This window comes from Burkholderia sp. 9779_493, from assembly GCF_015712215.1.
Lineage (GTDB): Bacteria > Pseudomonadota > Gammaproteobacteria > Burkholderiales > Burkholderiaceae > Burkholderia > Burkholderia cenocepacia.
The window spans coordinates 1-23,097 of sequence record NZ_JACCQA010000016.1 but is presented as its reverse complement, the minus strand read 5'-3'; the positions used below and the strand labels follow the sequence as shown (position 1 = coordinate 23,097).

Genomic DNA, 23,097 nt, shown 5'->3' with positions numbered 1-23,097 from the left:
GGATCGTCGATATTACTCGATGATCTTGGCGACGACGCCGGCGCCGACCGTACGGCCGCCTTCGCGGATCGCGAAGCGCAGACCTTCTTCCATCGCGATCGGAGCGATCAGCTTCACCGTGATCGACACGTTGTCGCCCGGCATCACCATTTCCTTGTCCTTCGGCAGCTCGATCGAGCCCGTCACGTCCGTCGTACGGAAGTAGAACTGCGGACGGTAGTTGTTGAAGAACGGCGTGTGACGGCCGCCTTCGTCCTTGCTCAGCACATACACTTCAGCCGTGAAGTGCGTGTGCGGCGTGATCGAACCCGGCTTCGCCAGAACCTGGCCACGCTCCACGTCTTCACGCTTCGTGCCGCGCAGCAGGATACCCACGTTGTCGCCCGCCTGACCTTGGTCCAGCAGCTTGCGGAACATTTCAACGCCCGTGCAGGTCGTCTTCACCGTCGGCTTGATACCGACGATTTCGATTTCCTCGCCGACCTTCACGATGCCGCGCTCGACACGACCCGTCACCACCGTACCACGGCCCGAGATCGAGAACACGTCTTCCACCGGCATCAGGAACGCGCCGTCAACTGCACGCTCCGGCGTCGGGATGTACGTGTCCAGCGCATCGGCCAGGCTCATGATCGCCACTTCGCCCAGCTCGCCCGTGTCGCCTTCCAGCGCCAGCTTCGCCGAACCCTTCACGATCGGCGTGTCGTCGCCCGGGAAGTCGTACTTCGACAGCAGTTCGCGAACTTCCATCTCGACCAGCTCGAGCAGTTCAGCGTCGTCCACCATGTCGCACTTGTTCAGGAACACGATGATGTACGGAACGCCAACCTGACGCGCCAGCAGGATGTGCTCACGCGTTTGCGGCATCGGGCCGTCTGCTGCCGAGCAAACCAGGATCGCGCCGTCCATCTGCGCCGCGCCCGTGATCATGTTCTTCACATAGTCAGCGTGGCCCGGGCAGTCGACGTGTGCGTAGTGGCGGTTAGCCGTTTCGTACTCGACGTGTGCCGTGTTGATCGTGATGCCGCGCGCCTTTTCTTCCGGTGCCGCGTCGATCTGGTCGTATGCCTTCGCTTCGCCGCCGAACTTCTTCGTCAGAACCGTCGTGATCGCTGCCGTCAGCGTCGTCTTGCCGTGGTCAACGTGACCAATCGTACCAACGTTCACGTGCGGCTTGGTCCGCTCAAACTTTTCTTTTGCCATGATTCTCTTCTTTCAAAAAATAATCAGTTGGTAGCTACAGATTTACTTCGACTTCGCGCTGATGATCGCTTCGGCAACGTTGCGCGGAGCTTCAGCGTAGTGCTTGAACTCCATCGTGTACGTTGCACGACCTTGCGTCAGCGAGCGCAGCGACGTCGAGTAGCCGAACATTTCCGACAGCGGCACTTCGGCGCGCACGATCTTGCCGCCGCCAACCATGTCTTCCATGCCCTGGACGATACCGCGACGGCCCGACAGGTCGCCCATCACGTTGCCCATGTAGTCTTCCGGCGTCTCGACTTCGACAGCCATCATCGGCTCGAGGACGACCGGATTCGCCTTGCGCATCGCTTCCTTGAACGCCATCGAACCGGCCATGCGGAACGCGTTTTCGTTCGAGTCAACGTCGTGGTACGAACCGAACGTCAGGTGAACCTTCACGTCGACGACCGGGAAGCCAGCCAGCACGCCCGACTTCAGCGTGTCCTGGATACCCTTGTCGACCGCCGGGATGTATTCACGCGGAATCACACCACCCTTGATCTCGTCGAAGAACTCGTAGCCCTTGCCTTGCTCGTTCGGCTCGAGCGTGATGACCGCGTGACCGTACTGGCCGCGACCACCCGACTGCTTGACGAACTTGCCGTCGACATCCTTCGCCGTCGAACGGATCGTTTCGCGGTACGCAACCTGCGGCTTGCCGACGGTCGCTTCCACGCCGAATTCACGCTTCATCCGGTCGACCAGAATTTCGAGGTGGAGCTCGCCCATGCCCGAAATGATGGTCTGGCCCGACTCTTCGTCGGTCTGCACGCGGAATGACGGGTCTTCCTGAGCCAGACGGTTCAGGGCGAGGCCCATCTTTTCCTGGTCGGCCTTGGTCTTCGGCTCGACCGCCTGCGAAATCACCGGCTCCGGGAACACCATGCGTTCGAGAACGATCGGGTTCGCCGGGTCGCACAGCGTGTCGCCCGTGGTTGCTTCCTTCAGGCCGACCGCTGCAGCGATGTCGCCTGCGCGGACTTCCTTGATTTCTTCACGCTGGTTCGCGTGCATCTGCAGAATACGACCGAGGCGTTCCTTCTTGCCCTTGGTCGAGTTCAGCAGCGTGTCGCCCGAGTTGACGACGCCCGAGTACACACGGAAGAAGATCAGCTGGCCGACGAACGGGTCGGTCATGATCTTGAACGCGAGCGACGAGAACTTCTCTTCGTCCGATGCCTTGCGCTCTGCTTCTTCACCGTTTTCGAGTTCGCCCTTGACCGGCGGGATGTCGACCGGCGACGGCAGGAAGTCGATCACGGCGTCGAGCATACGCTGCACGCCCTTGTTCTTGAACGCGGTACCGCACAGCATCGGCTGGATTTCGCACGCGATCGTACGATCACGCAGCGCCTTGACGATGTCGGCTTCCGGCAGATCGCCTTCTTCCAGGTACTTGTTCATCAGGTCTTCGCTGGCTTCGGCAGCCACTTCGACCATCTTTTCGCGCCATTCCTTGCAGGTCTCCGCGAGCTCGGCCGGGATGTCGACGTAGTCGAACTTCGTGCCTTGCGACGCTTCGTCCCAAATGATCGCCTTCATCTTGATCAGGTCGACGACGCCCTTGAAGTTTTCTTCCGCGCCGATCGGCACCACGACCGGAACCGGGTTCGCCTTCAGGCGCAGACGGAGCTGGTCGTAGACCTTGAAGAAGTTCGCGCCGGTACGGTCCATCTTGTTGACGAACGCGAGACGCGGCACCTTGTACTTGTTCGCCTGACGCCACACCGTTTCCGACTGCGGCTGCACGCCGCCCACTGCGCAGTACACCATGCACGCGCCGTCGAGCACGCGCATCGAACGCTCCACTTCGATCGTGAAGTCGACGTGGCCCGGGGTGTCGATGATGTTGATGCGGTGTTCCGGATAGTTGCCGCCCATGCCCTTCCAGAAGGCCGTGGTAGCAGCGGACGTGATCGTGATGCCACGTTCCTGTTCCTGCTCCATCCAGTCCATCGTGGCTGCGCCGTCGTGGACTTCACCGATCTTGTGGTTCACACCGGTGTAAAACAGAATGCGCTCGGTCGTCGTCGTTTTGCCGGCGTCGATGTGAGCGCTAATACCGATATTGCGGTAGCGCTCGATAGGAGTCTTGCGAGCCACTTTGATCCTCTACTGGGATGACGTGACGCAGCCCTGCTGCATCACGCCTCAACACAAACGGGCGAGGCGCCTGAAAAGCGCACCCGCCCGGAATTTATTTCCGCAAACAGCCCAGCCAGGCGCTTAGAAACGGAAATGCGAGAACGCGCGGTTGGCTTCTGCCATGCGGTGAACTTCGTCGCGCTTCTTCATCGCGCCGCCACGGCCTTCGGCCGCTTCGGAGAGTTCACCTGCCAGGCGCAGGGCCATCGACTTCTCGCTACGCTTCTTCGCAGCCTCACGCAGCCAGCGCATCGCCAATGCCATACGACGCGACGGGCGCACTTCGACCGGAACTTGATAGTTGGCACCACCAACGCGACGGCTCTTCACTTCGACCACCGGCTTCACGTTGTTGAGCGCAACCGTGAACACTTCCAGCGGGTCCTTGCCACCCTTGGTCTGGATTTGTTCGAATGCGCCATAAACGATGCGCTCTGCGACCGACTTCTTGCCGGACAGCATCAGCATGTTCATGAACTTGGCAACATCAACGTTGCCGAACTTCGGATCCGGCAACACTTCCCGCTTGGGGACTTCGCGACGACGCGGCATGATTCTTCCTTTACTTGTTCAGTTGGAGCTGGATTCAGCTCCGCGGCCACCAACAAACCCGATCACATCTTCACGACTAACCAGCTTGGCCGGGTGACCACTTACTCGACAGCACCGGCAATCCGGCACTCCCGCCTTGACCGCCCTGCGGCGATCCCTGATCAAAAACTGCTTACTTGGCAGCCTTTGCACGCTTCGCGCCGTACTTCGAGCGCGCTTGCTTACGGTCCTTGACGCCCTGGGTATCCAGCGAGCCGCGAACCATGTGGTAACGCACACCCGGCAAGTCCTTCACACGGCCGCCGCGGATCAGCACAACCGAGTGTTCCTGCAGGTTGTGGCCTTCACCGCCGATGTACGAAATCACTTCGAAGCCGTTCGTCAGACGAACCTTGGCGACCTTACGGAGTGCCGAGTTCGGCTTCTTCGGCGTCGTCGTGTACACACGGGTGCACACGCCGCGACGCTGGGGGCAGTCCTGCAGGGCCGGGCTCTTGCTCTTCGTCGTTTCCGACTGACGGCCTTTGCGAACCAGTTGGTTGATGGTTGGCATTGTTTATTCCTGAAATTGAACAAAATCTGCACGCCGATTTCGGGCAAAGCGAGAATCGACGCACAGTTGACTTCCGAACCGGCGAATCGGGCGCGAACTATTGAACGCGACTCGGCCCACCGAATACCGGAACCCAGCATGATATTCCGGAAATGCCAACTAAGTCAACGGCTTGCGTGATCTGCCGGCCGATCGCGCGGTTTACGTGAGGGGTCGGAACGCTGTGTCAGGCCGATTCGACGACGTCGATGATCTCGTCGCCGAAGCGCTCGAGCTTGCGCACGCCCATGCCGGGAATGTGGCGCAGGTCGTCGATCGTCTCCGGCGCGTTGCGTGCGATTTCGGCGAGCGTCGCGTCGTGGAAGATCACGTAGGCCGGCACGCCGTCCGTCTTCGCGGTTTCCGCGCGCCATGCGCGCAGCGCGTCCCACCGCGCACGCTCGCGGGCGCCCATGCCGGCCGTCGGGTCGACGCGCGTGCCGCTGCGGCTCGACGACTGGCGGGTGCGCTGCGGCTTCACGTAGCGGCGCAGCGTGACTTTTTCCTCGTTCTTCAGCACGGGCTTCGCGGCCTCGGTCAGCATCAGCGCGCCGAAGCCGCCATGGTCGACCGCCAGGTAGCCGTACGCGACGAGCTGCCGGAAAATCGCGCGCCACTCGGGTTCGGACAGCGCCGCGCCGATGCCGAACGTGCTGAGCTGGTCGTGGCCGCGCTGCAACACCTTTTCGGTACGCCCGCCGCGCAGGATCTCGATCAGGTGGCTCGAACCGAAATTGAAGCCGCTCGCGCGCTGCGCGCGGAACACGCACGACAGCGCCATCTGCGCCTCGCGCGTCGCATCCCACGACGCGGGCGGCTCGAGGCACGTGTCGCAGTTGCCGCACGGCTGGCTCGCCTCGCCGAAGTAGTTCAGCAGCCGCACGCGGCGGCACGAGATCGTCTCGCACAACCCGAGCAGCGCATCGAGCTTCGACGTCTGCACGCGCTTGTGTGCGTCGTCCGCATCGGACTCGTCGATCATCTTGCGTTGCTGGACGACGTCGCCCAGCCCATACGCCATCCACGCGTTCGCGGGCATCCCGTCGCGGCCGGCGCGGCCGGTTTCCTGGTAATAGCCTTCGACGCTCTTCGGCAAATCGAGGTGCGCGACGAAGCGCACGTCGGGCTTGTCGATGCCCATGCCGAACGCGATCGTCGCGCACATCACGATGCCTTCCTCGCGCTGGAACATTTCCTGGTGCTTCTGCCGCACCTCGAATTCCATCCCCGCGTGATACGGCAGCGCGCGCACGCCCTGCGCCTTCAGCCATTCAGCCGTTTCCTCGACCTTGCGGCGCGACAGGCAATAGACGACACCCGCATCGGTCGTGCCGTCGGCATTCGTGTGCTCGGCGCGGATGAAGTCGAGCAGCTGCGCGCGCGCGTTGTCCTTTTCGACGATCCGGTAACGGATGTTCGGACGGTCGAAGCTCGACACGAACACGCGCGCGTCGTCGAGCGCGAGACGATGGATGATCTCGTCGCGCGTGATCGCATCGGCCGTGGCGGTCAGCGCGATGCGCGGCACGGACGGGAAGCGCTCGTGCAGCACCGACAGCTGGATGTATTCCGGGCGGAAATCGTGCCCCCATTGCGACACGCAGTGCGCTTCGTCGATTGCGAACAGGCCGATCTTCGCGCGCTCGAGCAGCTCGAGGAAGCGCCCCGTCATCAAGCGCTCCGGCGCGACGTACAGCAGGTCGATTTCGCCTTCGCGCAGCGCGCGCTCGGTGGCCGCGGCCTCGGCGCCCGACAGCGTCGAATTCAGGTAGGCCGCGCGCACGCCGACTTCGCTCAACGCGGCGACCTGGTCCTGCATCAGCGCGATCAGCGGCGACACGACGATGCCGGCGCCCTGCCCGGCCTCGCGGCGCAGCAGCGCGGGAATCTGGTAGCACAGCGACTTGCCGCCGCCGGTCGGCATCAGCACGAGGCAATCGCCGCCGCCGGCGACGTGCTCGACTATCTCGCCCTGCTGGCCGCGAAAGGCGGAATAACCAAAGACTTCGTCGAGTATTTCGAGGGCGCGGGACATGAATGAGAACTGGGACGGCTAAGCGATGACCGCAATTTTAACAACCCGCTCGCGCGACGCGTGGCGAATCGCGCGATGTTGGCCGTTCGGTCAGGGTTCGTTCGCGTGCATCACGGGCCTGCCGCGGCCGGATCGGACGCGATCGCCGGGCATGTGCCGCGGCGCTGCGCAGGCACGTGATGCGCGTGAACGAAGGATGAAAAAAAACCGCCCGGCAGAACCGGGCGGTTTCGGTGACAGCGATGATAGCAAGGCAACGCGGCTTGCGCCGCCCCGCGCTTACTCGGCTGCCGGGTGTTGCGGCTCTTCCGCCGGCGCGCTCGGCGTGCCGAAGTCGAATGCCTCTTCCGCTGCGATCTGGTCGAAACGCTCGCGATCCGACGATTCCTTCGCCTTGCGTGCCTTGTGGAACGCGAGACCCGTACCGGCCGGAATCAGACGGCCGACGATCACGTTTTCCTTCAGGCCGCGCAGATCGTCGCGCTTGCCCATGATCGCCGCTTCGGTCAGCACGCGGGTCGTTTCCTGGAACGATGCCGCGGAGATGAACGAGTCGGTCGACAGCGATGCCTTCGTGATACCGAGCAGCACGTTGTCGTACGAAGCCGGGCGCTTGCCCTCGGCGATCATGCGATCGTTCTCGTCCAGCATGTCGGAACGTTCGACCTGTTCACCCGGGATGAAGCGCGTATCACCGTTGTCGGTGATCTGCACACGACGCAGCATCTGGCGAACGATCACCTCGATGTGCTTGTCGTTGATCTTCACGCCCTGCAGACGGTACACGTCCTGCACTTCGTCGACGATGTAGCGCGACAGCGCCTCGATACCCTGCAGACGCAGGATGTCGTGCGGATCGGCCGGACCGTCCACGATCATTTCGCCCTTGTTGACGACCTGTGCATCGTGAACCAGAACCTGCTTTTCCTTCGCGATCAGGAACTCGTGCTGGTTGCCCTCGAGGTCCGTGATGACGAGACGCTGCTTGCCCTTCGTGTCCTTGCCGAACGACGTCGTACCGGTGACTTCCGCGAGAATGCCGGCATCCTTCGGCGAACGCGCTTCGAACAGTTCCGCCACCCGCGGCAGACCGCCGGTAATGTCACGCGTCTTCTGCGCTTCCGTCGGGATACGTGCGAGCACTTCACCGACCTGCACCTGCTGACCATCCTTCACGGTGATCAGTGCGCCGACCTGGAAGCCGATCTGCACTGCGTGCTCCGTGCCCGGAATCTTCACTTCCTCGCCGTTCGCGTCGAGCAGCTTCACCTGCGGACGCACGCTCTTCGAAGCCTGCGAACCGCGGCGCTTCACGTCGATCACGACCAGCGTCGACAGGCCGGTCACGTCGTCGATCTGCTTCGCGACGGTCACGCCTTCCTCGACGTTCTCGAACTTCACCGTACCACCGTACTCGGTGATGATCGGGCGCGTCAGCGGATCCCACGTGGCGAGCTGCGTGCCGGCCTTGATGGTCGCGCCGTCGAGCTGCAGCAGCGTCGCGCCGTACGGCACTTTGTGACGCTCGCGCTCGCGACCGAAGTCGTCGGTGATCATCGCTTCGCCCGAACGGGAAATGACGATCTGCTCGCCCTTCGCGTTCGTGACGTAGCGCATCGTCGCCGTGAAGCGGACGATACCGTTGCTCTTCGCTTCGACCGACGAAGCCACTGCCGCACGCGATGCCGCACCACCGATGTGGAACGTACGCATCGTCAGCTGCGTGCCCGGTTCACCGATCGACTGCGCCGCGATCACGCCGACTGCTTCGCCGACGTTCACGAGCGAGCCGCGGCCGAGGTCGCGGCCGTAGCAGGCTGCGCACAGGCCGTAACGCGTTTCGCAGGTCAGCGGCGTGCGCACGCGCACTTCGTCGATGCCGAGGCGTTCGATTTCCTCGACCGCCGTTTCGTCGAGCAGCGTGCCCGATTCGTACAGCGTTTCCTGCGTTTCCGGATTCACGACGTCCGCGACCGCGACGCGGCCGAGGATACGGTCGCGCAGCGCTTCGACGACTTCACCGCCTTCGACCAGCGCCTTCATCGCCACGCCGTTCGACGTGCCGCAATCGTCTTCCACCACGACCAGATCCTGCGTGACGTCGACGAGACGACGCGTCAGGTAACCCGAGTTCGCGGTCTTCAGTGCCGTATCAGCCAGACCCTTACGTGCACCGTGGGTCGAGATGAAGTACTGCAACACGTTCAGACCTTCGCGGAAGTTCGCGGTAATCGGCGTCTCGATAATCGAGCCGTCCGGCTTCGCCATCAGGCCTCGCATACCGGCCAGCTGACGAATCTGAACCGCCGAACCCCGGGCGCCCGAGTCGGCCATCATGTAGATCGAGTTGAACGACTCCTGGCGCGTCTCGTTGCCGTCGCGATCGATCACCGGCTCCGTCGACAGCTGCTCCATCATCGCCTTGCCGACCGCTTCCGACGTCGCCGACCAGATGTCGACCACGTTGTTGTAGCGTTCCTGCGCGGTGACGAGACCCGACATGTACTGGCGGTCGTACTCCTTCACCTTCTTCGCGGCGTCGCCGACGATCGTTTCCTTCTGCGGCGGCACGAGCATGTCGTCCACGCAGATCGAGATGCCGGCACGCGTCGCGAGACGGAAACCCGACTGCATCAGCTGGTCGGCGAACACCACCGTCGCGCGCAGACCGCACTTGCGGAATGCCGTGTTGATCAGGCGCGAGATTTCCTTCTTCTTCAGCGGCTTGTTCAGCACCGAGAACGGCAGGCCGTGCGGCAGGATCTCCGACAGGATCGCGCGGCCGACGGTCGTCGCGTACAGCGTGATCTTCGGCACGAATTCCGGCGCGCCTTCCGACGTGTCCTCGTTGCGGACCATTTCGGTGATCCGCACGTTGACGCGCGAGGCCAGCTCGACTTCCTTGTTCTCGTACGCGCGGATGACTTCCGACACGCCCGTGAACGACAGGCCTTCGCCCTTGCCGTTGATCGCTTCGCGGGTCGCGTAGTACAGACCCAGCACGATATCCTGCGACGGCACGATCGACGGATCGCCGTTGGCCGGGAACAGCACGTTGTTCGACGCGAGCATCAGCGTGCGCGCTTCCATCTGCGCTTCGAGCGACAGCGGCACGTGAACGGCCATCTGGTCACCGTCGAAGTCGGCGTTGAACGCCGCGCAGACGAGCGGGTGCAGCTGGATTGCCTTGCCTTCGATCAGCACCGGCTCGAACGCCTGGATACCAAGACGGTGCAGCGTCGGCGCACGGTTCAGCATCACCGGGTGCTCGCGGATCACCTCTTCGAGGATGTCCCACACCACCGGCGTCTGGTTCTCGACCTCCTTCTTCGCAGCCTTGATGGTCGTAGCTACCCCCATCACTTCCAGCTTGTTGAAGATGAACGGCTTGAACAGCTCGAGCGCCATCAGCTTCGGCAGGCCGCACTGGTGCAGCTTCAGCGTCGGGCCGACCACGATGACCGAACGGCCCGAGTAGTCGACGCGCTTGCCCAGCAGGTTCTGACGGAAACGACCGCCCTTGCCCTTGATCATGTCGGCGAGCGACTTCAGCGGACGCTTGTTCGCGCCCGTCATCGCCTTGCCGCGACGACCGTTGTCGAGCAGCGAGTCGACGGCTTCCTGCAGCATCCGCTTTTCGTTGCGGACGATGATTTCAGGCGCCTTCAGCTCGAGCAGACGCTTCAACCGGTTGTTACGGTTGATCACGCGGCGATACAGGTCGTTCAGGTCCGACGTCGCGAAACGGCCGCCGTCCAGCGGCACGAGCGGACGCAGTTCCGGCGGCAGCACCGGCAGCACTTCGAGGATCATCCACTCGGGCTTGATGCCCGAACGCTGGAATGCCTCGAGGACCTTCAGGCGCTTCGCGTACTTCTTGATCTTCGCTTCCGAGCCCGTGTTCTTCAGCTCGGTGCGCAGCGTCTCGACCTGCTCGTCGATGTTGATCGCGCGCAGCAGTTCACGCACGCCTTCCGCGCCCATTTCGGCACGGAATTCGTCGCCGTATTCCTCGACCTTGTTGTAGTAATCCTCCTCGGTCATGATCTGCCGCGCCTTCAGCGGCGTCATGCCCGGTTCGATCACCACGTACGCTTCGAAGTACAGCACGCGTTCGATGTCGCGCAGCGTCATGTCGAGCACCATGCCCAGACGCGACGGCAGCGACTTCAGGAACCAGATGTGCGCGACCGGCGAGGCCAGCTCGATGTGGCCCATCCGTTCGCGACGCACCTTCGCCAGCGTCACTTCGACGCCGCACTTCTCGCAGATCACGCCGCGGTGCTTCAGGCGCTTGTACTTGCCGCACAGGCACTCGTAGTCCTTGATCGGCCCGAAGATCTTCGCGCAGAACAGACCATCGCGTTCCGGCTTGAACGTACGGTAGTTGATGGTCTCCGGCTTCTTCACTTCGCCGAACGACCACGAACGGATCTTGTCGGGCGAGGCCAGACCGATCTTGATCGCGTCGAAAACTTCTTCCTGTTGGACTTGCTTGAATAGATCGAGCAGAGCTTTCATTGCTTTCTCTCCGTAGTCCGATTAATTGCGGTCGAGATCGATATCGATACCGAGCGAGCGGATTTCCTTCACGAGCACGTTGAAGGATTCCGGCATGCCTGCATCGATCACGTGGTCGCCCTTGACGAGGTTTTCGTACACCTTCGTCCGGCCGGTCACGTCGTCCGACTTCACCGTCAGCATTTCCTGCAGCACGTAGGACGCGCCGTACGCTTCGAGTGCCCACACTTCCATTTCACCGAAACGCTGGCCACCGAACTGCGCCTTACCACCCAGCGGCTGCTGCGTGACGAGCGAGTACGGGCCGGTCGAACGCGCGTGCATCTTGTCGTCGACCAGGTGGTGCAGCTTCAGGTAGTGCATGTAGCCGAGCGTCACGCGACGTTCGAACATTTCACCCGTGCGGCCGTCGTACAGACGGACCTGGTTCTTCGACGGGTTCATGCCGAGCTGTTCGGCGATGTCGTCCGGGAACGCGAGGTCGAGCATCTTGCCCATTTCTTCCTCGGTCGCACCGTCGAACACCGGCGTCGCGAACGGCACGCCTTCGCGCAGGTTCTTCGCGAGTTCGAGGATCTCGTCGTCGGTGAAGCTTTCCAGATCTTCCTGGCGGCCCGACTCGTTGTAGATCTTCGTCAGGAACGTGCGCAGCTCCTCGATCTTCGCCTGACGCTGCAGCATTTCGCCGATACGCCAGCCGAGGCCCTTCGCGGCCCAGCCGAGGTGCACTTCCAGAACCTGACCCACGTTCATCCGCGACGGCACGCCGAGCGGGTTCAGCACGACGTCTGCCGGACGGCCATCGGCCATGTACGGCATGTCTTCGATCGGGACGATCTTCGACACGACACCCTTGTTACCGTGACGGCCTGCCATCTTGTCGCCAGGCTGCAGACGGCGCTTCACCGCGAGGTACACCTTGACCATCTTCAGCACGCCCGGCGGCAGTTCGTCGCCTTGCGTGAGCTTCTTGCGCTTTTCTTCGAACGCGAGATCGAACTGGTGACGCTTCTCTTCGATCGAGTTCTTGATCGCTTCGAGCGATGCCGCTGCTTCGTCGTCCGCGAGGCGGATGTCGAACCAGTGGTAGTGGTCGAGATCTTCCAGGTAAGCCTGGTCGATCTTCGTGCCCTTCGCGAGCTTCTTCGGACCGCCGTTCGCGACCTTGCCCACGAGCATGCGGGCGAGACGCTGGAACGCGTCGCCTTCCACGATGCGCAGCTGGTCGTTCAGGTCGAGACGGTAGCGCTTCAGTTCGTCGTCGATGATCTGTTGCGCACGCTTGTCGCGCTGGATGCCTTCACGCGTGAACACCTGGACGTCGATCACGGTGCCGCTCATGCCCGACGGCACGCGCAGCGACGTGTCCTTCACGTCCGAAGCCTTCTCGCCGAAGATCGCGCGCAGCAGCTTCTCTTCCGGCGTCAGCTGGGTCTCGCCCTTCGGCGTGACCTTGCCGACCAGCACGTCGCCTGCTTCGACTTCAGCACCGATGTACACGATGCCCGATTCGTCGAGACGGCCGAGCTGGACTTCCGCCAGGTTCGAGATGTCGCGCGTGATTTCTTCCGGCCCGAGCTTCGTGTCGCGTGCAACGACGTTCAGCTCTTCGATGTGGATCGACGTGTAGCGATCGTCCGCGACCACCTTCTCCGAGATCAGGATCGAATCCTCGAAGTTGTAGCCGTTCCACGGCATGAACGCGATCAGCATGTTCTGGCCGAGCGCGAGCTCGCCCAGGTCCGTCGAGGCGCCGTCCGCCAGCACGTCGCCGCGCGAGACCTTGTCGCCCATCTTCACGATCGGACGCTGGTTGATGTTCGTGTTCTGGTTCGAACGCGTGTACTTGATCAGGTTGTAGATGTCGACACCAACTTCACCCGCGACTGCTTCGTCGTCGTTCACGCGAATCACGATACGGCCTGCGTCGACGTAGTCGACCACACCACCGCGGAACGCCTGGACCGTCGTACCCGAGTCGACCGCGCAGGTGCGCTCGATGCCCGTACCGACGACCGGCTTTTCCGGACGCAGACACGGCACGGCCTGACGCTGCATGTTCGAGCCCATCAGCGCGCGGTTCGCGTCATCGTGCTCGAGGAACGGAATCAGCGATGCGGCCACCGACACGATCTGCGACGGCGCGACGTCCATGTACTGGATACGGTCCGGCGTGACCATCATCGTTTCGCCGGCTTCGCGCGACGACACGAGTTCGTCGATGAGTCGGCCGTCTTCGTCGATCGCGGCGTTCGCCTGAGCGATCATGTAGCGGCCTTCCTCGATCGCCGACAGGTAGTCGATCTGATCGGTCACCTTGCTGTCCACGACCTTGCGGTACGGCGTCTCGAGGAAGCCGTACTCGTTCAGGTGCGCGTACAGCGCGAGCGAGTTGATCAGGCCGATGTTCGGACCTTCCGGCGTTTCGATCGGGCACACGCGGCCGTAGTGGGTCGGGTGCACGTCGCGGACTTCGAAGCCTGCGCGCTCGCGCGTCAGACCGCCCGGGCCCAGTGCGGAAACACGGCGCTTGTGCGTGATTTCCGACAGCGGGTTGGTCTGGTCCATGAACTGCGACAGCTGCGACGAGCCGAAGAACTCGCGAATCGCCGACGAAATCGGCTTCGAGTTGATCAGGTCGTGCGGCATCAGGTTTTCGCTTTCGGCCTGGCCGAGGCGTTCCTTGACCGCGCGCTCGACACGCACGAGACCGGCGCGGAACTGGTTTTCCGCCAGTTCGCCGACGCAACGCACGCGACGGTTGCCGAGGTGGTCGATGTCGTCCACTTCGCCCTTGCCGTTGCGCAGCTCGACGAGGATCTTGATCGTCGCGAGGATGTCGTCGTCCTGCAGCGTCATCGGGCCGACGATCTCGTCACGGCCGACGCGGCGGTTGAACTTCATGCGGCCGACCTTCGACAGGTCGTACGCTTCTTCGCTGTAGAACAGACGGTTGAACAGGGCCTCGACCGCTTCTTCGGTCGGCGGCTCGCCCGGACGCATCATGCGGTAGATCGCGATGCGCGCGGCCGTCTTGTCGGTCGTTTCGTCGACACGCAGCGTCGACGAGATGTACGGGCCCTGATCCAGATCGTTCGTGTAGAGCGTCTGGATGTCCTTGATGCCCGCTTCGCGCAGCTTCTCGAGCACGCTTTCCGTGACTTCGTCGTTCGCGCTCGCGATCACTTCGCCGGTGTCGCCGTCGACGACGTTCTTCGCCAGCACGCGGCCGAGCAGATAGTCTTCCGGCACCGAGATGAACTTGGTCTTCGCGGCTTCGAGGTCGCGAATGTGCTTCGCGTTGATCCGCTTGTCCTTCTGGACGATGACCTTGCCATCACGATCCGTGATGTCGAAACGCGCGACTTCACCACGCAGGCGCTCGGGCACGAACTCGAGTTGCGCGCCTTCGTCCATCAGCGTGAAATTGTCGAACACGAAGAAGTTCGCGAGGATCTGTTCCGGCGTCAGGCCGATGGCCTTCAGCAGGATCGTGACCGGCATCTTGCGGCGACGGTCGACGCGGAAGTACAGGATGTCCTTCGGATCGAATTCGAAGTCGAGCCACGAACCGCGGTACGGAATGATCCGTGCCGAGAACAGCAGCTTGCCCGAGCTGTGCGTCTTGCCCTTGTCGTGTTCGAAGAACACGCCAGGCGAACGATGCAGCTGCGAGACGATGACACGCTCGGTGCCGTTGATGACGAACGAGCCCGTCGGCGTCATGAGCGGAATTTCGCCCATGTACACTTCCTGCTCCTTCACTTCCTTGACGACCGGCTTGTTCGGCGATTCCTTGTCGAGGATGACGAGGCGGACCTTCGCGCGCAGCGCGGAGCAGTACGTCAGGCCTCGCTGCTGGCATTCCTTGATGTTGAATGCCGGCGAGGACAGCGCATAGCTCACGAACTCGAGGCGCGCGAAACCGTTGTGCGAAACAATGGGAAATACCGACGTGAACGCGGCCTGCAAACCCTCGGGCTTACGTTGCGTCGCGGGCACATCGGCTTGCAGAAACGTGCTGAATGATTCAAGCTGAGTAGCCAGCAAGAACGGAACTTGGTGAACGATGGGGCGCTTCGCGAAACTCTTGCGAATGCGCTTCTTCTCGGTGAAGGAATATTGCATACGATCTCCGAATCACGGCGGGTGCTATCGAGGCGGAATACCTGGACGTTTCAAACCCGAGTGTTCACCGACTGAGACCCGATGGCCGTTCGACGGCTTGAACGAGCCGAGAAGCTTGGTGGTTGGCCGCTACCAACCGCTGGCTGACGGCAGCGGATGCCTGTGTTGCCCGCTACCCGACCAAACTTGCCTTCTGCAGTCGCTTCAGAAGACAAAGAGAACCGCCAATCGTGCGTGATTCATCACAACGATCAGGCGGTTTTCTTTGGCTTCTAGGGCCGATTATTCGGGCTCCCGAATGAGTGCCAGAATAACGTCCCCACAAAGCACAAAAAGGCCGGCGGTGAAAATACCGCCAGCCTTCGCACAGCGCGCCGAAACTTACTTGACTTCGACCTTCGCGCCAGCTTCTTCCAGCTTCTTCTTGGCTTCTTCAGCAGCAGCCTTGTCGACGCCTTCCTTGATGGGCTTCGGTGCACCGTCAACCAGGTCCTTCGCTTCCTTCAGGCCCAGGCCCGTCAGTTCGCGAACGGCCTTGATGACCGAAACCTTGTTGGCGCCGGCTTCAGCCAGGACGACCGTGAATTCGGTCTTCTCTTCTGCAGCAGCAGCAGCGCCGCCGCCTGCCGGGCCAGCGACTGCCACTGCAGCTGCCGACACGCCAAACTTCTCTTCGAACGCCTTGACCAGTTCGTTCAGTTCCAGAACGGTCATCCCTTCGACTGCTGCCAGGATGTCTTCTTTTGCGATTGCCATTTGAAATACTCCTAAATTGAATTCGGATACAGCCAGCGATCAGTAACGCTGATGCACGTTCGCTTATGCAGCTTCCGCTTGCTTCTTCTCGGCCAGCGCGGCCAGAGCACGCGCGAAGCCCGAAACAGGCGCTTGCATAACGAACAGCAGCTTCGAGAGCAGTTCTTCGCGGCTCGGGATGCTTGCCAGCGCTTGCACGCCAGCCTTGTCCATCACCTTGCCATCGAACGAACCAGCCTTGATGACCAACTTGTCATTGCTCTTGCTGAAGTCGTTGACGACCTTAGCAGCAGCAATTGCATCTTCCGAGATGCCGTAGATCAACGGACCAGTCATCTGCTCTGCCAGCGGAGCAAACGGCGTACCTTCGACGGCGCGACGCGCCAGCGTGTTCTTCAACACGCGCAGGTAAACCTTTTGCTCACGCGCTTGCGCGCGCAGCTTGGTCAGATCGCCAACCGCAATTCCACGATACTCAGCCAGCACAACGGTCTGGGCCTTCGCGACTTGCGCGGAAACCTCAGCGACGACGGCTTGCTTGTCTTCTCTATTAAGCGGCACGGTTAGCCTCCAGAAACGATACGTTCGGCATGGCCGGCATGGCCGAAACCTCACGTACCTCGTTCAACAACGGCGTCCGACCTCGTTAGGAGTATTTCCACCTCACGCCGCGAATCGCTTCGCGGCCTGCGGCTTCACCACTGCAAAACTTTTTCGGGTTCGCCATCTGCGTTGGCTTGAATTAAGGGGATCACCCGACTGCTGCGCCCCACCAACGGTCTTTGATAACCGGTTGTCCGCCCTGCTGCACGAACAACCGCCCAAAGCCCATGTAGGCCGCTTCGCGAACGAAGCGGCCCGAATACTTGCTTACTGTGCTGCCAGCGTAGCCTGGTCGACACGCACGCCGACGCCCATCGTGCTCGACAGTGCGATCTTGCGCAGGTACACGCCCTTGCTCGTTGCCGGCTTTGCCTTCTGCAGCGCTTCGATCAGCGCCGACAGGTTCGAACGCAGCGCGGTCGGCTCGAACGATGCACGGCCGATGGTCGCGTGGATGATACCGGCCTTGTCGACACGGAATTGCACCTGACCAGCCTTCGCGTTCTTGACGGCGGTGGCGACGTCCGGCGTGACCGTACCGACCTTCGGGTTCGGCATCAGGCCGCGCGGGCCGAGGATCTGGCCGAGCGTACCGACGATACGCATCGTGTCCGGCGAAGCGATCACGATGTCGAAGTCCATCTGGCCAGCCTTGATCTGCTCAGCCAGGTCTTCCATACCGACGATTTCCGCGCCTGCTGCACGAGCCTGCTCGGCCTTTTCGCCTTGCGCGAACACGGCAACGCGAACCGACTTGCCCGTACCTGCCGGCAGAACGACCGAACCACGAACGACCTGGTCCGACTTCTTCGCATCGATGCCGAGCTGGACTGCGACGTCGATCGACTCGTCGAACTTCGCGCTCGCGCATTCCTTCACGAGGCTCAGTGCGTCTTCGATCGCGTACAGCTTCTGACGGTCGACCTTGGCGGCAAATGCCTGACGGCGCTTGGAGATCTTAGCCATTTACACGCCCTCCACAGTGATACCCATCGAGCGTGCGCTACCAGCGATGGTGCGAACGGCTGCGTCCAGATCAGCTGCCGTAAGGTCCGGCATCTTGGTCTTCGCGATTTCTTCGGCTTGAGCGCGCGTGATCGAACCGACCTTGTCGGTGTGCGGCTTGCTCGAGCCCTTGTCCACCTTCGCCGCCTTCTTGATCAGGACGGTCGCCGGCGGCGTCTTCATCACGAACGTGAAGCTCTTGTCAGCGAATGCCGTGATGACCACCGGCACCGGCAGACCCGGCTCCATGCCTTGAGTCTGCGCGTTGAACGCCTTGCAGAACTCCATGATGTTCAGGCCGCGCTGGCCCAGTGCCGGACCGACCGGCGGCGACGGGTTGGCTTTACCTGCAGGGATCTGCAGCTTGATAAAGCCGATAATCTTCTTTGCCATTTGAAACCTCATTGGAACGCCGGAGAAGGCGTTCGGTGAGTGATAACGCGCTTTCGCCGCTGGCTACTGGCGCTCCTCAACGGCCATGACGCGGGCCGTAAGCGCGAAGGTGGGCAGCCGAGGCTGCCCACCGAATCGGGATCAAACTTTTTCGACCTGGCCGAATTCGAGTTCGACCGGGGTGGATCGACCAAAAATCGTGACCGACACACGCACACGCGATTTTTCGTAGTTGACTTCTTCGACGGTGCCGTTGAAGTCCGTGAACGGGCCTTCCTTGACGCGCACCATCTCGCCGACTTCGAACAGGGTCTTCGGGCGCGGCTTTTCGACGCCTTCCTGCATCTGCGACATGATCTTCTCGACTTCCTTCGGGGAAATCGGGGTCGGGCGGTTACGCGCACCGCCGACGAAACCGGTGACCTTCGCCGTGTTCTTCACGAGGTGCCACGTTTCGTCCGTCATTTCCATTTCCACCAGCACGTAGCCGGGGAAGAAACGACGCTCGGTCACTGCCTTGTGGCCGCCTTTGACTTCGACCACTTCTTCGGTCGGGACCAGGATCTGACCGAATTTGTCCTGCATGCCAGCACGTTCGATGCGCTCCTGAAGCGCACGTTGCACGCTCTTCTCCATACCGGAGTAGGCGTGCACGACGTACCAACGCTTTCCGCTCGGGGATGCCGGAGTATCGCTCATATCATTTCCAACCCAGAATCGCCGAGAAAATCACCCATTCGATCGATTTGTCGCTCAACCAGAGGAAAATCGCCATCACGAGCACGAAACCGAACACGACGAGTGTGGTTTGCGTTGCTTCCTTGCGGGTGGGCCATACGACCTTCCGGACTTCCTTGTACGAATCCTTGGCAAACGCGATGAGGCTCTTGCCAGGGGCGGACATCAGCCCGACGGCCACGCCGGCGATGATACCTACCGCCAACGCGGCACCGCGGACATACCACTGCTGATTGGCCAGCCAGAAGAAGCCCACGAATCCGGCCAACACCAGCAATACGCCCAGGGCCAGCATCAGCTTATCGCCGGAGGTATTTACAGTTTCGACGGATGGATTCGCCATAACACCTTAAAACAAATGCCACGTGGGACACGTGGCGATTTTTGGCAGGGGCAGAGGGAATCGAACCCCCAACCTTCGGTTTTGGAGACCGACGCTCTGCCAGTTGAGCTATACCCCTAAACCATGTTGGGGCCGGCTGATGCCAGCCCCAAAACTGTCGATCAACGAATAACTGGCTTACTCGATGATCTTGGCGACGACGCCGGCGCCGACCGTACGGCCGCCTTCGCGGATCGCGAAGCGCAGACCTTCTTCCATCGCGATCGGAGCGATCAGCTTCACCGTGATCGACACGTTGTCGCCCGGCATCACCATTTCCTTGTCCTTCGGCAGCTCGATCGAGCCCGTCACGTCCGTCGTACGGAAGTAGAACTGCGGACGGTAGTTGTTGAAGAACGGCGTGTGACGGCCGCCTTCGTCCTTGCTCAGCACATACACTTCAGCCGTGAAGTGCGTGTGCGGCGTGATCGAACCCGGCTTCGCCAGAACCTGGCCACGCTCCACGTCTTCACGCTTCGTGCCGCGCAGCAGGATACCCACGTTGTCGCCCGCCTGACCTTGGTCCAGCAGCTTGCGGAACATTTCAACGCCCGTGCAGGTCGTCTTCACCGTCGGCTTGATACCGACGATTTCGATTTCCTCGCCGACCTTCACGATGCCGCGCTCGACACGACCCGTCACCACCGTACCACGGCCCGAGATCGAGAACACGTCTTCCACCGGCATCAGGAACGCGCCGTCAACTGCACGCTCCGGCGTCGGGATGTACGTGTCCAGCGCATCGGCCAGGCTCATGATCGCCACTTCGCCCAGCTCGCCCGTGTCGCCTTCCAGCGCCAGCTTCGCCGAACCCTTCACGATCGGCGTGTCGTCGCCCGGGAAGTCGTACTTCGACAGCAGTTCGCGAACTTCCATCTCGACCAGCTCGAGCAGTTCAGCGTCGTCCACCATGTCGCACTTGTTCAGGAACACGATGATGTACGGAACGCCAACCTGACGCGCCAGCAGGATGTGCTCACGCGTTTGCGGCATCGGGCCGTCTGCTGCCGAGCAAACCAGGATCGCGCCGTCCATCTGCGCCGCGCCCGTGATCATGTTCTTCACATAGTCAGCGTGGCCCGGGCAGTCGACGTGTGCGTAGTGGCGGTTAGCCGTTTCGTACTCGACGTGTGCCGTGTTGATCGTGATGCCGCGCGCCTTTTCTTCCGGTGCCGCGTCGATCTGGTCGTATGCCTTCGCTTCGCCGCCGAACTTCTTCGTCAGAACCGTCGTGATCGCTGCCGTCAGCGTCGTCTTGCCGTGGTCAACGTGACCAATCGTACCAACGTTCACGTGCGGCTTGGTCCGCTCAAACTTTTCCTTGGCCATTTTCAACTCCCAAAAGGAATTTCACAGGTTGCGCCGCGCGCAAACAAGACACTGACTTTTTACTGCTGGTGCCCATGGGCAGGATCGAACTGCCGACCTCTCCCTTACCAAGGGAGTGCTCTACCACTGAGCCACATGGGCGCTACGCTTCAACTTAGCGGTCTGGAGCGGGTGAAGGGAATCGAACCCTCGTCGTAAGCTTGGAAGGCTTCTGCTCTACCATTGAGCTACACCCGCACGGGCCACTAACGATTCCTTACCGCTCACTGCGCTGATATCTTGGTGGAGGAGGTTGGATTCGAACCAACGTAGGCGTAAGCCAACAGATTTACAGTCTGCCCCCTTTAGCCACTCGGGCACCCCTCCGTAGAGAACTGACGATTATGGGGGTGCATCGCACTCCTGTCAAGCATATCCGGAAGATTATTTTCACTTTCTTCCCGACCCCTGCTTTCCCGCCGATCCCCGCCCTTGCCCGGCTAAGGCAAGCGCGAGATGTTGCCGACCGGCGCCACATCTTCGTCAGACTCCGCCTTCAGCGCGGATCTGCATCTGCGCTAAAAACGAAAGACCGCCATCATACGGCCTCTTTCGCACAATGCCAAGCGGGTAGACACAAAATTTCGGCAAATTTCGTGCCGGGCGTGTTCGGCCAGCCGGGCGTCGGGGCTTCACGGGAGGTTAGTTAGCGCTTCTTGCAGGAAATAGCGGCTTTGCAGCGGGCACTGCAGGGTACCTCCCCGATCCTCCAGGCCAACATGAGGACAAAGGCTTTCGCGCCCTTTCGGCGATCGGGGCGAGCCGGTCTCATCGCCGAATTCGATCACCCTTGCGTTCGACGACTTTCCCGAGGGGCACGATATCGTCCCGAATCGCCGGCCTCCCTCCAGTGCCCATCTCCACGCCCCCAGCCTGCTTCCTTCATATGCCGCGCATGCTCTGTAGCGGCATTCCTTTGTGGTGCAGCGACGTGCCGCGGCTTCGGCAGACGCTTGGTGCCCGCTCGAGGCCGATCGGGACGATTCGACAGCCGGCACTCTCGGCTGCACCGGCGTTACCGGCGGCGTGCTCCGCGGTTGGGGAGCATCAACGATTGAAGCCAGCGCTCGATTCCTTGATGTGTGGGTCGGCACGCGCCGGCTCTCTCGCGGCACAACAGCGGAATCGGGAAGCGATGGCTCGATGCCGTCTCGAGTGATGAACCCGACGGTTCTGCACGTCCCGCTGCCCTGCTTGCGGGCACTGCAGGCGACGCGTGCCCTGGTCCAGGCTTCTCTCTGGCCTTGCTACCGCCGCGTCGAACGTTCCGCCGGTCGGCATCGCTGTGTCTCGTCGTGCAAACCGCTCAGCGTCAGCATCGAATCGGCATCGCGGCGAATCTTCGGCGTACACCGAGACATCACAGCTGTTCGTATGGTGCCCGCCACGTCCAACTGCGCCGCCAATGTCGGCGCCGCGCTCCACGGATGAGCCGCCGTCACGCCACACGCTCCCAAAGACATTGGAAAGCGTATAGATGGCGCAGGAGCGTCGACATCCGACGTGCGCTGTCCGGCAGTGTTCGAGCTGCCCCGGACTCACGACCGGAACACGACGCTGCAGCCTCCATCTGCGGGAGACTCTCTGCCCGGCGATCCGAATACGGTGCGCACAAAATGCGCTCTAGGCGTCGACGCCGACGGCACATCCTTCACATCGATGGGAAAAGGGCGAGGCCACGGAGGTGAGGCTACCTATCCGCTTATCGGAGAAATTTACGCGTTACCGAACGATCAAGGGGTGACCGTCGAGAAGAATCGCACCGCTTTTTGATCTTCTTTGGCCCCGCGATACGCACACGGCTCGGCGGACCGTCGGCCGCGACTCAAGCGTAGGTCGCGGCCCGATAGGGTTATTTCAGGCGGAGATATGGCGAGTTAGAACGGAAATGCCGCCTAATAGCAACGCCGCGCCTCCCTGGCGCGACGCAGCCCGGTTGCGTGGTTTCGCGAGGAACGCACGCACATTTGGCGCTTGCGACAAGAGAGCCGGACGCGCGGACATCCCGCCCGTTCTTGCCACCAACCCGCGGGAGATAGAGCGAGCGCAGGGCGCATCCGCTGCCACGCGATATACGCAGCGCACCGAGGCAGAAGACGCGCTCGATACACCGGCGATCAAGGCGCGTTGATCGATTATCGGGTGACGTGGGGTAGCCAGACCTGGCGGGCGCCTGTGTCGAACAAGGCCGGCCGGAAGATTACTCTGGCGAAGTTGTCCAAGGCGATTTCTCGCCGCGGCCCTGATGGCCGCCGACACAAACGAAAAATAGAAGGTTCGTGATTTCAGCAACATTAGTTGCTGGCGTACAGGCATCCCGACGGGCGAGATGCATTTGGCCAATCTCGAGGAGACGATTTCGATTTGAGCCAACGCCTTCGACACCCAACTCGTGCCACACGGCGCTTCGCCGCACGCTTTTCTGGCGCGCCAATGCAAAAACCCCCGCCTTGTCGGGCGGGGGTTTCTGGCTTAGGGAGCCTGACGATTACCTACTTTCACACGGGAATCCGCACTATCATCGGCGTAGAGTCGTTTCACGGTCCTGTTCGGGATGGGAAGGGGTGGGACCGACTCGCTATGGTCATCAGGCAAAGGGGGTTGTTCTGCTGGCGTGGCCAACAGAACCAATCT

The 23,097-nt window shown here is 61.7% G+C and carries 14 protein-coding genes, 4 tRNA genes and 1 rRNA gene; all 19 read right to left on the bottom strand.

The features are described from left to right. Window positions 1-12: 12 nt before the first annotated feature. The 19 genes from tuf (H0X95_RS18045) to rrf all read right to left on the bottom strand — a co-directional run bounded on the left by tuf (H0X95_RS18045) (window position 13) and on the right by rrf (window position 23,055). Complete coding sequence (gene tuf / locus H0X95_RS18045) at window positions 13-1,203, bottom strand: elongation factor Tu (protein WP_006482910.1); 1,191 nt, start codon at window positions 1,201-1,203, stop codon at window positions 13-15. Window positions 1,204-1,245: 42 nt separating this feature from the next. Further along, a complete protein-coding gene (gene fusA, locus H0X95_RS18040) occupies window positions 1,246-3,348 on the bottom strand; it encodes an elongation factor G (RefSeq protein WP_006482929.1) in 2,103 nt (700 codons plus the stop codon). Window positions 3,349-3,471: 123 nt separating this feature from the next. Continuing rightward, complete coding sequence (gene rpsG, locus H0X95_RS18035; RefSeq protein ID WP_006477195.1) at window positions 3,472-3,942, bottom strand: 30S ribosomal protein S7; 471 nt, start codon at window positions 3,940-3,942, stop codon at window positions 3,472-3,474. 172 nt (window positions 3,943-4,114) lie between these two features. Beyond that, window positions 4,115-4,495, bottom strand: a complete 381-nt coding sequence (rpsL, locus tag H0X95_RS18030; protein ID WP_006400662.1) for a 30S ribosomal protein S12 — start codon at window positions 4,493-4,495, stop codon at window positions 4,115-4,117. Between the two features lie 226 nt (window positions 4,496-4,721). After that, on the bottom strand, window positions 4,722-6,569 hold the full coding sequence (gene recQ / locus H0X95_RS18025) for a DNA helicase RecQ (RefSeq protein WP_006493356.1): 1,848 nt from the start codon (window positions 6,567-6,569) through the stop codon (window positions 4,722-4,724). Between the two features lie 279 nt (window positions 6,570-6,848). Further along, on the bottom strand, window positions 6,849-11,090 hold the full coding sequence (gene rpoC, locus H0X95_RS18020) for a DNA-directed RNA polymerase subunit beta' (RefSeq protein WP_006482896.1): 4,242 nt from the start codon (window positions 11,088-11,090) through the stop codon (window positions 6,849-6,851). 21 nt (window positions 11,091-11,111) lie between these two features. Further along, complete coding sequence (gene rpoB / locus H0X95_RS18015) at window positions 11,112-15,218, bottom strand: DNA-directed RNA polymerase subunit beta (protein WP_006482874.1); 4,107 nt, start codon at window positions 15,216-15,218, stop codon at window positions 11,112-11,114. 381 nt (window positions 15,219-15,599) lie between these two features. After that, window positions 15,600-15,974 (bottom strand): 50S ribosomal protein L7/L12, encoded by a 375-nt coding sequence (rplL, locus tag H0X95_RS18010; RefSeq protein ID WP_006482911.1) that lies wholly within the window; start codon window positions 15,972-15,974, stop codon window positions 15,600-15,602. A 63-nt stretch (window positions 15,975-16,037) separates the two neighbouring features. After that, window positions 16,038-16,535 carry a 50S ribosomal protein L10 gene (rplJ, locus tag H0X95_RS18005; RefSeq protein ID WP_006482916.1) on the bottom strand — a complete coding sequence of 166 codons (498 nt, stop codon included), beginning with the start codon at window positions 16,533-16,535 and terminating at the stop codon, window positions 16,038-16,040. A gap of 309 nt (window positions 16,536-16,844) precedes the next feature. Continuing rightward, window positions 16,845-17,543: a 50S ribosomal protein L1 gene (rplA, locus tag H0X95_RS18000; protein WP_006482906.1), complete on the bottom strand. Its 699-nt coding sequence runs from the start codon at window positions 17,541-17,543 to the stop codon at window positions 16,845-16,847. After that, window positions 17,544-17,975, bottom strand: coding sequence for a 50S ribosomal protein L11 (gene rplK, locus H0X95_RS17995; RefSeq protein WP_006477201.1), 432 nt, complete (start codon window positions 17,973-17,975; stop codon window positions 17,544-17,546). 141 nt (window positions 17,976-18,116) lie between these two features. Next, window positions 18,117-18,674 carry a transcription termination/antitermination protein NusG gene (nusG, locus tag H0X95_RS17990; protein ID WP_006400672.1) on the bottom strand — a complete coding sequence of 186 codons (558 nt, stop codon included), beginning with the start codon at window positions 18,672-18,674 and terminating at the stop codon, window positions 18,117-18,119. A gap of 1 nt (window position 18,675) precedes the next feature. After that, window positions 18,676-19,056, bottom strand: coding sequence for a preprotein translocase subunit SecE (gene secE, locus H0X95_RS17985; protein WP_006482892.1), 381 nt, complete (start codon window positions 19,054-19,056; stop codon window positions 18,676-18,678). Between the two features lie 42 nt (window positions 19,057-19,098). Then, window positions 19,099-19,174, bottom strand: a tRNA-Trp gene (locus H0X95_RS17980). 59 nt (window positions 19,175-19,233) lie between these two features. Then, window positions 19,234-20,424 carry an elongation factor Tu gene (gene tuf, locus H0X95_RS17975; RefSeq protein WP_006482910.1) on the bottom strand — a complete coding sequence of 397 codons (1,191 nt, stop codon included), beginning with the start codon at window positions 20,422-20,424 and terminating at the stop codon, window positions 19,234-19,236. 66 nt (window positions 20,425-20,490) lie between these two features. Further along, window positions 20,491-20,565 (bottom strand) — tRNA-Thr (locus H0X95_RS17970). Between the two features lie 22 nt (window positions 20,566-20,587). Continuing rightward, window positions 20,588-20,661: transfer RNA gene (locus H0X95_RS17965), tRNA-Gly, on the bottom strand. Between the two features lie 43 nt (window positions 20,662-20,704). Beyond that, window positions 20,705-20,790, bottom strand: a tRNA-Tyr gene (locus tag H0X95_RS17960). 2,152 nt (window positions 20,791-22,942) lie between these two features. Continuing rightward, window positions 22,943-23,055: ribosomal RNA gene (rrf, locus tag H0X95_RS17955) — 5S ribosomal RNA — on the bottom strand. Window positions 23,056-23,097: the final 42 nt, after the last annotated feature.